The organism is Campylobacter concisus, from assembly GCF_902460715.1.
GTDB classification, from domain to species: domain Bacteria; phylum Campylobacterota; class Campylobacteria; order Campylobacterales; family Campylobacteraceae; genus Campylobacter_A; species Campylobacter_A concisus_AK.
Map to the genome: position 1 here is coordinate 536,655 of NZ_CABPUX010000001.1, position 11,056 is coordinate 547,710.

General features: G+C 38.6%; 13 protein-coding genes and 1 pseudogene. 4 read left to right on the forward strand and 10 right to left on the reverse strand.

Going from position 1 to position 11,056, the window contains the following annotated elements; all coding sequences use genetic code 11:
- Window positions 1-208: 208 nt before the first annotated feature.
- Genes F3G91_RS10205 through F3G91_RS02690 form a run of 7 tightly spaced genes read right to left on the reverse strand, consistent with a single transcriptional unit; the run spans window position 209 to window position 5,683 of the window.
- Window positions 209-364, reverse strand: a complete 156-nt coding sequence (locus F3G91_RS10205) for a hypothetical protein (RefSeq protein ID WP_188116788.1) — start codon at window positions 362-364, stop codon at window positions 209-211.
- Complete coding sequence (gene kdsB, locus F3G91_RS02665; protein ID WP_149700601.1) at window positions 361-1,071, reverse strand: 3-deoxy-manno-octulosonate cytidylyltransferase; 711 nt, start codon at window positions 1,069-1,071, stop codon at window positions 361-363. The genes F3G91_RS10205 and kdsB overlap by 4 nt, the downstream gene beginning before the upstream one ends.
- Complete coding sequence (thrC, locus tag F3G91_RS02670) at window positions 1,068-2,531, reverse strand: threonine synthase (RefSeq protein WP_149700602.1); 1,464 nt, start codon at window positions 2,529-2,531, stop codon at window positions 1,068-1,070. The genes kdsB and thrC overlap by 4 nt, the downstream gene beginning before the upstream one ends.
- A complete protein-coding gene (gene cutA / locus F3G91_RS10685; protein WP_149700603.1) occupies window positions 2,528-2,842 on the reverse strand; it encodes a divalent-cation tolerance protein CutA in 315 nt (104 codons plus the stop codon). The genes thrC and cutA overlap by 4 nt, the downstream gene beginning before the upstream one ends.
- Before the next feature lie 49 nt (window positions 2,843-2,891).
- A complete protein-coding gene (locus F3G91_RS02680) occupies window positions 2,892-3,812 on the reverse strand; it encodes a tetraacyldisaccharide 4'-kinase (protein ID WP_149700604.1) in 921 nt (306 codons plus the stop codon).
- The gene (locus F3G91_RS02685) at window positions 3,805-4,935 is read right to left on the reverse strand and encodes a DegT/DnrJ/EryC1/StrS family aminotransferase (protein WP_103606940.1); all 1,131 of its coding nucleotides are present in this window, start codon (window positions 4,933-4,935) and stop codon (window positions 3,805-3,807) included. Before F3G91_RS02685 ends, F3G91_RS02680 begins: the two co-directional genes overlap by 8 nt.
- 10 nt (window positions 4,936-4,945) lie before the next feature.
- Window positions 4,946-5,683 carry an NAD+ synthase gene (locus F3G91_RS02690; RefSeq protein WP_149700605.1) on the reverse strand — a complete coding sequence of 246 codons (738 nt, stop codon included), beginning with the start codon at window positions 5,681-5,683 and terminating at the stop codon, window positions 4,946-4,948.
- A 120-nt stretch (window positions 5,684-5,803) separates the two neighbouring features.
- Here F3G91_RS02690 and F3G91_RS02695 point away from each other — a divergent pair, with 120 nt between their 5' ends.
- The gene (locus F3G91_RS02695; RefSeq protein ID WP_149700606.1) at window positions 5,804-6,406 is read left to right on the forward strand and encodes an MBL fold metallo-hydrolase; all 603 of its coding nucleotides are present in this window, start codon (window positions 5,804-5,806) and stop codon (window positions 6,404-6,406) included.
- 151 nt (window positions 6,407-6,557) lie between these two features.
- Here F3G91_RS02695 and dnaK read toward each other — a convergent pair whose 3' ends face one another.
- From dnaK to F3G91_RS02710, 3 genes are read right to left on the reverse strand one after another with little or no spacing between them, the layout of a single operon-like run.
- Window positions 6,558-8,432: a molecular chaperone DnaK gene (gene dnaK / locus F3G91_RS02700; RefSeq protein WP_149700607.1), complete on the reverse strand. Its 1,875-nt coding sequence runs from the start codon at window positions 8,430-8,432 to the stop codon at window positions 6,558-6,560.
- A 31-nt stretch (window positions 8,433-8,463) separates the two neighbouring features.
- Entirely contained in the window at window positions 8,464-9,006 is a 543-nt protein-coding gene (gene grpE / locus F3G91_RS02705; protein WP_009294121.1) for a nucleotide exchange factor GrpE, read from the reverse strand.
- On the reverse strand, window positions 9,003-9,797 hold the full coding sequence (locus F3G91_RS02710) for an HrcA family transcriptional regulator (protein ID WP_149700608.1): 795 nt from the start codon (window positions 9,795-9,797) through the stop codon (window positions 9,003-9,005). The genes grpE and F3G91_RS02710 overlap by 4 nt, the downstream gene beginning before the upstream one ends.
- A 367-nt stretch (window positions 9,798-10,164) precedes the next feature.
- Here F3G91_RS02710 and F3G91_RS02715 point away from each other — a divergent pair, with 367 nt between their 5' ends.
- The 3 genes and pseudogenes from F3G91_RS02715 to F3G91_RS02725 form a co-directional block, all read left to right on the forward strand.
- A complete protein-coding gene (locus tag F3G91_RS02715; protein WP_009294123.1) occupies window positions 10,165-10,410 on the forward strand; it encodes a helix-turn-helix domain-containing protein in 246 nt (81 codons plus the stop codon).
- A complete protein-coding gene (locus F3G91_RS02720; protein WP_087580935.1) occupies window positions 10,411-10,590 on the forward strand; it encodes a hypothetical protein in 180 nt (59 codons plus the stop codon). It abuts the gene before it with no gap.
- A 141-nt stretch (window positions 10,591-10,731) separates the two neighbouring features.
- A pseudogene (locus tag F3G91_RS02725) lies at window positions 10,732-11,056 on the forward strand (aminoacyl-histidine dipeptidase); the annotation flags it as partial.

Here is an 11,056-nt window from a genome sequence, read left to right on the forward strand (position 1 = left end):
GTTTTAGAACATCTCGGCAAATATAAAATTTGCTAAAACGACCCAAAGAACGAAGCTTACAATAAATTTAATTTAGTCTTAGGATTCAACTAAAATGCAATCAAATTTCGCTCATCTCGCGCACAAACAAGACCGTGAGATCAAAAAACTTCAGTCAAGTTTGCAATTTAGAACATCTCAGCAAATAGACAAAATTATTCAAATAAATTTAAAATATGAAGTTCGCAGTAAATTTCACGGCTAAATTTAGCAAGAGCACAAAATCAAAGACAAAAATATCAGCTAAACCATTACCCAAATTTATAAAATTTAGAATTTGCTCTGCCGCAGCAAAAACGCCCAAACAGAGCAAATTTAGGTTCATTTGCCAAATTTAGCTAGCGCTCTTTGATAGTCCTCTTCGCTATCGATGCCGATACTTTGACTTTCAACCTCTAGCATCGCTATCTTTTTGCCGTTTTCTAAAGCGCGCAGTTGCTCGAGCTTCTCGGTGTTTTCAAGGCTTGAAGGCAAGAGGCCGCAAAACTCTTTTAGGCTCTTTACGCTGTATCCGTAGATGCCAAGGTGAGCCTTGTAGCTTTTGCACTCGCTTCTGTTAAATGGTATCCTTGATCTTGAAAAGTAAAGCGCATAGCCCTCAAAATCAGTCACCACTTTGACTAAATTTTTATCATCCGCAAACTCATCGTCCATCTTTTTATAGCAAGAAAACATAAAGGCATTTTGCCTGTTTTGCTCGCAAAAAGCCCTAAATTTAGCAATATTTTCAGGCTCTATAAATGGCTCATCAGCCTGAACATTTATGATGATCTCACTCTCATTTAGCCCCAAAATTTGCGCCGCTTCGTTTATCCTATCAGTGCCACTTTGATGATCCTTGCTAGTTAGCACAGCTTTTATGCCGTGAGCCTTGGCGATATCAAGCACGCTTGGCTCATCCACCGCAACCACCACATCGTCCACGCCGCTTACTCTAAGAGCCGTCGCTACAAACATCGGCACGCCATTTATCTCTTTTAAAATTTTATTACTAAACCTTGTTGAGGCAAGGCGAGCTGGGATGATTATCATCGCTCGATCCATTCTAGGACGCACTTCTCGATCTCGTCCTCTTTTATGATATTTTTATGTAAAATTTTCGCGCTAAATAGCGAGTTTATCGAGCTTGGCACGCTGTCATTTAAGATTTTAGCAGTCTTTGCGAGCGCATCTTTTTCATCTTTTGTATCTTTGATCTGGCACGCTTTGATCATGCTTGGCGTAAATTTCACCCAGTGCGCGGTCGATGTGATGACATTTATGCGGCCAGCATCCACCATCTTAAAGCAAGTAGCCGTATGCGGATCGATCGCGTAGCCGTCCTTTGCGAGTTTTGCGATATATGCCTCGCACTCTTTGTCGTCGCACCAGCTAGCCTCAAAGTCCTCTTGTAGCACTTCAAGCTCTTGTTTGCTAAGCTTATAAAATTTATTTTTTGCTAGGCTTTGCATGAGTTCATTAGTTCTAACGCTGCCAAATTTATCAAATAGCAAGCGCTCGACGTTTGAGCTGATCAAAATGTCCATGGCTGGGCTTATCGTCTTAACCAGCTTTTTATCTCTTAGGTCATAAACGCCAGTGGTGAAAAACTGCGTCAAGATGTTGTTTGCGTTTGAGGCGATCTTGATCTTGCCGATCTTTGCGCCCATTTTTTTAGCGTAATACGCCCCAAGTGCGTTGCCGAAATTTCCGCTTGGCACGATGATGTCAAAGCTCTCATTTGCCTTAAGCGCCTTTTGTTTTAGCAAATTTGCGTAGGCGTAGGCATGGTAGATGATCTGAAAGAGAATTCTGCCAAAATTTACCGAGTTTGCCGCGCTGAGCTTAAGACGCTTTTTCTTAAGTTCAGCCTTAAATTTATCATTTGCAAGTAGCGTTTTTAGCGCCCTTTGAGCGTCGTCAAAGTCGCCTTTTATGCCAAAAACCTTTAAATTTTCACCCTGCATGGTCTGCATCTGAAGCTTTTGCACTTCGCTCGTGCCGCCGTCTGGATAGAGGCAAACGACCTTGATATTTTCATCATTTGCAAAGGTTTGAAGTGTAGCAGGGCCAGTGTCGCCGCTAGTTGCGCACATGATAAGGTATCTTTCGCCTCTTTCCTTTGCTAGCTGGCTAAGCAGCGAGCCAAAGGGCTGAAGCGCCATATCCTTAAATGCCCTTGTGGGGCCGTGATAGAGCTCATTTACGTATAAATTTTTATCTATTTTTTTAAAAATGACTGGGTGCTTTGGATCATCAAAGCTTGCATATCTTTTGACCGCCTCTTTGAAAAACGCCTCTGGCACGTCAAATTTAAATAGCGAGATGATGTGAAGTGCGAGCTTTTCGTAGCTTAGGCTTGAGAGCTCTTGCCACTTTGCCTTTGTGATCTTTGGTAGCTTCTTTGGCGCGTAAAGTCCGCCGTGAGCGGAGCTTGGGCTAAGCATGGCTGTGCTTAAATTTACATTTTTTACCTTTTCATCTTTCACGCTTCTAGTTGGTGTTAGTCTCATTTTTTGCCTTTTTTGGTTGATTTTTTTATCCACTTTTCATATTTTTTAAATATCTCTTTTGGCTTAAGTGCCAAAATTTCTGGGGTTTCGTAGCTGTGGTGCTTTCTTATAAATTTAGCTACTTTTTTAAATTTAACGTCCGTTTTTATGAGTAAAATTTGCTCTTTTTCATCACAAAACTTCTCTTGCCAAAGATATAGGCTCTTTGCGCTAAAGCTACTCACACATGCAGCTAGCCCCTTTTTTACGAGCTTTTTGCTTAGTTTTTTTGCCTCTTTTTTCTTTGCGACTGAGGTGATAAAAATTCTCATTTTGATCAAAATTTCCTTTTAAAAAGTGGTTCATTATAACAAAATGGGCTTAAATTTGCTGTGCCAAAACCTTTTTAAACTCCTCGCTTAGCGTAACTTCAAGCATGATAAGCGATACTCTCAGCCCAAAATCCTTTACCTTTACATAGTCCTTTTGTGTCATCAAAAGCGAGGTGGCGCCGTAGGTTTGTAAAATTTCGCTTAGCTCTTCTTTTGAAAAGCCGTAATGATCAGGGAAAAAGACCTGCCCCACGCACTCGCTAAAAAACGCTTCAAGGCGGGCTGGGTTTGCTATGGCGGTAACTAGCACCATTTTTTCGCTTTTATTTAAAATTTCGCTCTTTCTAAAGTGAGTTTGCCCCTCGCACGCTATAAAATCACCAAATTTATAAAAGCTAAACGGATATCTATAAGCTCCGCTTGGCAGGCAAAGCTTTAGCTTTGGCTCTGGGTTTGGACGCACCAAGATGTCAAATTTAGCTATGTCAAATTTAGAAAATCCATCATCCAGCAAGATATACTTTGCGCCATGCTTTTTGGCGTAGTTTATAGCTACTTTTCTATCTTCGCTTACGATCACATTTGCGTTTTTAAGGCTTGTAGCGTATATCATCGCCTCATCGCCACTCGCTGCTACGTCAAGTAAAATTTCGCCATCCCTTGCGACAACTTGCATGCCCTTACTCTTTCTTTTATAGCCTCTAAGGATGATAAAAGCGCCTTCGAAATTCTTAGCGATAGCGATGCAAAGTGGGGTCTTGCCGCTTCCTCCAAGGGTCAAATTTCCAACGCTTATTATCTTTATACCAAACTCTTTTTTTTGCGCGCTAAAATTCTTGCAAATAACGACTAAAGCGTAGATAAAACTTAGTGGCAAAAGTAAAAATGCTAGTAAAATTTGAAAGAAATTTGGGCGAAAGAAGTAGTTATTCGCCCAAGAGTGTAAAAGGATGTTAAATTTCTTAAACACGTGATTTAGAAATTTCTTTTACCGTGTTGCAGATATATTGCACCTCTTCGTCGCTCAAACTATGATATATAGGTAGCGACAAGACTTGTTGATATGTCTTTAGAGCATTTGGGAAGTCATTTACTTTAAGCGAATATTTATTTTTATAATAGCTTAGCAAATGTATCGGTATGTAGTGCAACGAAGTGTGAATTCCACGCTCCAAAAGCTCTCTAGCAAAGCTGTCGCGGTTTTTATTTATCTTGATGATGTACTGAGTGTAGATGTGCTCGCGTTTTTTGACTGGAGTTGTGATGTTGTGACACTCTTTAAGCTCTTTATCGTAAATTTCAGCGATCTTTTTTCTACGTTTTATGAGCTCGTCTGTCTTTTCAAGCTGGGCGATAGAAAATGCCGCATTTATCGAGTTTATGTCATATTTTAAACCGATATCAACAACGTCGTAGATGTAGCTTAAACTACCAAATTTATCTATACCATTTACAAGGGCATAGTTACGAAGTAGTTTTGCTTTTTTATAGACCTCTTCGTCATTTGTCGTGAAAAATCCAACTGTTGAGATAGGATTTTGCACGCGTGAGTTTGTCTGAAAGCATGACAAAAACGAGTCCGAACCAACCTTTTTGCCGTTATATGTTAGTCCTATGCCTCGGTTTGCATCATCTAAAACGACGATGCCATATTTTTCGCAGATAGCCTTTATCTCATCAAGTCTAGCGCTTTGTCCAGCGATGTGTGAGATAAAAGCACATTTTAATTTCTTGTGATTTTGCTCTTTTAGCACCTTTTCAAGGGCTTCTGGGCTGATGTTAAAGTCCTCTTCATCGATATCGACAAAGATAGGCTCAGCATCAAAATGCCTAACAGCCTGAGCCACGCTAGGGAAGGCATTTACTGAGCAGATGACCTTGTCACCGCGCTTTGTATCCATCGCACTTAGAGCCAGATGATGCGCTGCTGCGATGTTATTTGTAGTGACAACAAATTTAGCACCAAAGTACTCTTTTAGCTTTTCTTCAAATTTAGCAACCGTATCAGTAGCATTTTCAGAATGCAAAGCCTCTTCGATAAGCTCACTCTCACGCTCAGTGATAGTTGGTTTGTAAAACGGAATTTCTCTCATCTTTAATCCTTTAAATTTTCACTATCAACGGCATTTGTCGTTTAAACCTGTTTGACACAACTCTATTTTCTATATCCAAGACCGCTTTTGATCCAAACTTTTTGATGGCTTGCTCCTTGTTATTTTCTAAATTTTGTAAAATTTCATCAATGACAGCATAGCTGTAACCTATGTCGCCCTCGTCACTTTGCCCATCCCAAAGATCAGCCGAAGGTGCTTTTTTGATAAAATTTTCATCAACACCAAGATGTTTTGCAAATTCAAAAATTTCACTCTTATAAAGCTCTCCGATAGGATTTATCGCGCACGCCAAATCCCCAAATATCGTGCCATAACCAAGCATAAGCTCACTTTTGTTGCTTGTGCCGATGACAAGAGCGTTTATACTAGATGAATAATCATAAAGCAAGCTCATTCTAACTCTAGCTGCCAAATTCCCTTTTCTTAAATTGCTTAAATTTACATCTATCGTTTCGTAAAAGGCATTTAAAATGCTCTCTATAGACAAAACCTTATATTTTATGTTTAATTTTTCGCATAAATTTAAGGCGTCATCCATATTTTGTCTGTTTGATGATGCTGTTGGCATGATGAGTGCATGAGTTTCATCTGGCTTTGCTCTCGCACAAAGTGTCGCAACCACAGCAGAATCAATACCGCCGCTTACGCCTAATAGTAGTTTTTTACCTTTAGTTTTATCTTTTAAGCTAAAAACTAAGGTTTCTTCTATTTTTTGATACCCCTTCATTGTCCCTTTGCCTAAATTTGCTTCCTTTTGCAAAAATTATACTAATTAAATTTAAAATTTTTCTTTAAGTTTAAGTAAAAAGATGCAAATATTTAAGAAATGATAAATTTAAGGTAGAAAATGAGAGTAATGCATAAAAATTTTGGCGATTTTGGGACAAATTGCTACATCGTCACCAAAAATGGCTCAAGCTTAGTGATAGACCCGGGAGACGGGGCAAAAGAGTGGGTTTTGCAAAATGCACAAAATTTAAAGGCGATACTTTGCACTCATGGGCATTTTGACCATATTTACGACGTGAGCGAGCTAAAAAATGAGCTAAAAATCCCAGTTTATATCAATAAATTTGATGCTTTTATGTGTGAGAGTGACATTTTTGGCTATATGAAAAATACCTTTGTGCCAGACATTTTAGTTGATGGCGATGAGAGCTTTGCGGTGGGTGACTTTTCTTTTAAATTTCACCATTTTCCAGGGCATACACCGGGCTGTTCGATGATAGAGATAGAAGATGCGATGTTTAGTGGGGATTTTTTATTTAAAGGTAGTATCGGACGCTGGGATTTTCCATTTTCAAACAAAAACGAGATGCTAAATAGTTTAGAAAAATGCAAAAATCTAAATGGTGACTTCGCACTTTACCCAGGACACGGCGAAAGCAGCACACTAAAAGCCGAGCAACAAGAGCTTGATAGGTGGGTAGAGATCGTTAAAAGGTCTTGATTTTTGGGGTGCGGCTAAATTTTTGCATTTTAGAAATTTGTACTTTTTATCTTACAAGATGATGTTGTGAGCGTGTGTTAAGAAGTGTTTAGAAGTTTAAATTTATAGGTTAAATTTAAAAGAGCAAGGCAAGTGCCCTGCTCTAGGAGTTTTACTCGACTTCAGCGTCTATAACGTCGTCGTCTTTTTTGTTATTTCCGCCGTTTGCGCCAGCGTTTTCATCTTTTTTATACATAGCTTCTGCTAGTTTGTGGCTAGCTTTGCTTAGAGCTTCTACCTTTGCATCGATTTGCTCTTTTGAAGAGTTTTCATCTTTTAAGACCTCTTTTAGATCATTTAACGCAGCTTCGATGTTGCTTCTATCATCAGCTGGGACTTTCTCGCCAAGCTCGCTCATGCTCTTTTCAGTCTGATGAACAAGCGCGTCTGCTTGATTTCTAGCTTCTACTGCGTCTTTGCGCTTTTTATCCTCTTCTTTGTGAAGCTCAGCATCTTTTACCATGCTATTTATCTCATCTTCGCTAAGACCGCTTGATCCTGATATAGTGATGTTTTGGGCTTTGCCAGTCGCTTTATCTTTCGCTGAAACGGTTAAAATTCCGTTTGCGTCGATGTCAAATTCAACTTCGATTTGAGGCACACCTCTTGGAGCTGCTGGGATGCCCTCTAAGTTGAAGTTACCAAGTGATTTATTATCTCTTGCAAACTCACGCTCACCTTGTAAAACCATGATAGTAACGGCACTTTGGTTATCTTCAGCAGTTGAGAAGACTTGGCTTTTCTTAGTTGGTATAGTTGTGCCTTTTTCGATGATCTTAGTCATCACACCGCCAAGTGTCTCGATACCAAGGCTAAGTGGAGTAACGTCAAGAAGTAGCACGTCTTTAACGTCGCCTTTTATAACCGCACCTTGGATCGCAGCACCGATAGCCACGACTTCATCTGGGTTCACGCTCTTATTTAGCTCTTTGCCAAATGCCTTTTTAACCTCTTCTTGAACAAGTGGCACACGAGTTGAACCACCGACCATTACGACCTCTTTGATGTCACTCTTGCTTAGACCTGCATCTTTGATGACTTCATTTATCTTAGTGATAGTCTCGCCCACAAGTGAGTCGATCATGCCTTCAAATTTAGCGCGAGTTAGCTTTTTGACAAGGTGTTTTGGACCAGTCGCGTCAGCTGTGATAAATGGTAAATTTATCTCAGTCTCTTGAGCTGAGCTTAGCTCTTTTTTAGCATTTTCAGCTGCTTCTTTCAAGCGTTGAAGTGCCATGATATCGCCTTTTAGATCGATACCAGTTTCGTTTTTAAACTCACTTACCAACCAGTCGATGATCTTGTTATCAAAGTCATCACCACCTAAGAATGCGTTACCGCCAGTTGCCAAAACTTCAACGATATTATCGCCAGTTTCAAGCACTGTAACGTCGAATGTACCACCACCTAGGTCATAAACTAAAATTTTCTCAGCCTCTTTTTTATCAAGACCATAAGCAAGTGCCGCAGCTGTTGGCTCGTTGATGATACGAAGCACATTTAGACCTGCGATCGTTCCAGCCTCTTTTGTAGCCTTTCTTTGGCTATCGTTAAAGTAAGCTGGCACAGTGATAACCGCGTCTGTCACGCTCTCGCCAAGATATGCTTCAGCGTCTTCTTTTAGTTTGATGAGAATTTTTGCTGAAATTTCTTGCGGAGTATAGACCTTACCAGCGATCTCAACCGCGCAAGCGCCATTTCTATCTACGACGTGATATGGCAAGCGGCTTTTTGCCTCTTCAGCATTTTTTTCATTGCTCATCAAACCCATGATACGTTTGATAGAATATATCGTTTTTTCAGGGTTTGTAACTGCTTGACGTTTTGCGACGTCGCCTACTAGAATTTCACCTTTGTCTGTAAAAGCAACAACAGATGGAGTTGTGTTTTTGCCCTCTTTATTTGGGATAACCTTGCTCTCGCCGCGCTCAAAAACGCTCACACAAGAGTTTGTTGTACCTAAGTCTATACCTATAACTTTTGACATATTTTTCCTTTATTAGATTTATTTTTTAAATTTAGTTTGCCACACTGACCATAGCTGGGCGCAAAACCCTACCATTTATCATATAGCCTTTTTGTAAAGCTTGCACGATCTGACCGCTTTGCTTCTCCTCGCTATCGACCCTTAAAACGGCATTATGCACATTTGGATCAAACTCGGCATCAGTTGCGATCTCGCTCACGCCATGCTTTTCAAAACATTTCTTAAACTGATTTATCGTTATCAAAATGCCCTCTTTGATCTTTTTAGCAAATTCATCATCCTCTGGGTCAAAATTTGCAGCGATCTCAAGCGCATCTATGACTGGTAGCAAGTCCCTTGCAAATTTCTCATTTGCATAGCTTGCAACATCTGCCTTCTCTTTTTCATAACGCTTTTTAATATTTTCAAACTCAGCATTTGCTCTGTAATATTTATCAGTGATCTCGCCAAGCTCTTTTTCGAGCTTCTCCACTTTTGAGATATCGCCAAGTGCGTCTAAATTTACGCTATCGCTAGCTGCCTCTTGCACAGGCTCGACCTCAGGTAGATTTTGCTCTTTTACCTCTTCGCTCACGCGGCCTCCTTTATTAGATTTATAAATTTCATATAATCAGTATAAACACTGCCAGCACAGATCATCTGCGCCTCGCTACCAAGGTAGTTTGCTTTAAATTTAAGCCCCATGTAATTTTCATCAAACATAGGAGAAAATGTAAGTTTTTCGTCCATCTGCAAGCTAAAACTTGGGTCAAAAACCATCTTAAAGCGTCTATCCTTAAACATATCAAAGGCTAAAATTTCGTTTTCTTGGAAGTAAATTTTAGTCCTTTTAAGCTCTCTTATCTTGTTTTTTAGTTCGCTTAAGCCAACTTGAGAACAGATAAGCTCAAGCTTGTCTAAACTAACTCCGATAAGGTTGTTTAAAAATTTATACATCCTAGCGTCAAATTTGACGACGATCTCATCGCCACTAAAATTTAAAACCAAATATCTATCATTTAAATTTAAAATTTCTAGCAACTCCTTATCGATCGTGCCAAAAATCATACAATAAAGCTCAAACTCATCACAGAGCATCTTTAGGCTTCTTGGATCATTTATCTCTAAATTTATGTCGCTCTCAGTAAAAATTTCACTCCAATATCTTCTCATCGCAGCGATAGTTGGGATCCTGCCGCCACTGATGTGAAGCTTTGTGATCTCGCCCTCATCTGAAAGCTTTTTAAAATAAACACGTATCGTAGATGCTGGTATCGCCACGCTCATACGAGAGCCAAGCTCGTTTGAGCCAATAGGCGCATTGTCCTGCAAATAGGCTTCAATGATAGAATTTAGTATCAAATCGCGTTTATTTGTTTTACTCACTTTTAGCACTCTTTCTTTTTAATTGCTAAACGGATTATACAACTTTAGTTTATCAATGTCAAGTATATAAGTTAAAAAAATTTATTTATATATATTTAGCCTATATAACTAAACTTTTCTAATGCCTATATTATAAGCTTTGCGTAAAAACAAATAAAATTTAAAGCAAAATAAAAAAATTAGCTTCAACATAAAACCCAAAATTTCTAATTTTATTCAAGAATTTAAAAGAATTTTATACGTTTTAACGTATAATATAAATAATTTTTAGTATGTTTAATACTCAATCTTGATATTTATATACTATTTTACATTATTTATATAATATTTTATGTATATTTAATGATAAATAACGTATAATTCTTCAATGATTGAAACAAGTGATATATTTAATTTGCTTCACAATGCAGTTGAGGCAAAAAATATCGGTAAGAAAATTTCACAAGCAAAAATGGCAGAGGATCTTGGCGTGCCTATGAGGACATATCAGGACTGGAGACTTGGAAACTCAAAGCCGCAAGCTGCTGCTGCTGTTTGCAAACTGCTATGTGAGCTTGACGATGATGAAATATTATTTGTTGTCAATAAGATGAGAAAATTGCTAGGAAAATAGATGGAAAATTTAACACAAAAAGAGAGAATCGACCTTGAGAGCGTTTTTGCAGTCATTTGCACTAAAAAAGAGTCAAAAATTTTGGTTACTTACAAGGATCTATGCTCGGCTGCAGCTTCAAAATTTCATGTAGTTAAAAATAAGATCAAAAAAGCAAGAGAAAAAAGAGCCAAAATTTAGTATTTTTGGCTTGAAATTTAGTTATTTTATAAATTTCGTAGCCAAAAAGGCTGTCAAATAAATTTCATCCTACCTATTTATATAGGGTTTTGCTCCGTTTATCTTAATGAGCATCTATCTTAGCTACCAAAATATCTATAAATGGTGGCTCCAGTAGCCAAACGCAAATTTATCAAATTTAATGTCACTATCCTATCTTCTACTTCTTTTCTGCGAGGTCTTTTACATTTTTTATCTATGGAATTTGAAATTTCAGAGCTTGCAAAAGCGGTTGGTTTTAGTGTCATTTCAAAAGATAGAAATCCAGCTTGGAAACCAGTTAATGATAATTTTGCAAACGATATCTTGGATGAACTTAAAATTTATAAGCCAAATGCAAGGATAACAGCCGTGCATGCTGGACTTGAGTGTGGAGTGCTTTTAGAGAAAAAAGCAGGTCTTAGTGCATGTTCTATTGGACCAAACA

Excerpts from the sequence above, each read along its gene's own strand:
- F3G91_RS02720 (WP_087580935.1), top strand. The coding sequence starts at position 10,411 with ATGGAAAATTTAACACAAAAAGAGAGAATCGACCTTGAGAGCGTTTTT.
- dnaK (WP_149700607.1), bottom strand. The coding sequence starts at position 8,432 with ATGTCAAAAGTTATAGGTATAGACTTAGGTACAACAAACTCTTGTGTG.
- F3G91_RS02715 (WP_009294123.1), top strand. The coding sequence starts at position 10,165 with ATGATTGAAACAAGTGATATATTTAATTTGCTTCACAATGCAGTTGAG.
- cutA (WP_149700603.1), bottom strand. The coding sequence starts at position 2,842 with ATGAGAATTTTTATCACCTCAGTCGCAAAGAAAAAAGAGGCAAAAAAA.
- kdsB (WP_149700601.1), bottom strand. The coding sequence starts at position 1,071 with ATGATAATCATCCCAGCTCGCCTTGCCTCAACAAGGTTTAGTAATAAA.
- F3G91_RS10205 (WP_188116788.1), bottom strand. The coding sequence starts at position 364 with ATGAACCTAAATTTGCTCTGTTTGGGCGTTTTTGCTGCGGCAGAGCAA.
- F3G91_RS02690 (WP_149700605.1), bottom strand. The coding sequence starts at position 5,683 with ATGAAGGGGTATCAAAAAATAGAAGAAACCTTAGTTTTTAGCTTAAAA.
- F3G91_RS02685 (WP_103606940.1), bottom strand. The coding sequence starts at position 4,935 with ATGAGAGAAATTCCGTTTTACAAACCAACTATCACTGAGCGTGAGAGT.
- F3G91_RS02695 (WP_149700606.1), top strand. The coding sequence starts at position 5,804 with ATGAGAGTAATGCATAAAAATTTTGGCGATTTTGGGACAAATTGCTAC.
- thrC (WP_149700602.1), bottom strand. The coding sequence starts at position 2,531 with ATGAGACTAACACCAACTAGAAGCGTGAAAGATGAAAAGGTAAAAAAT.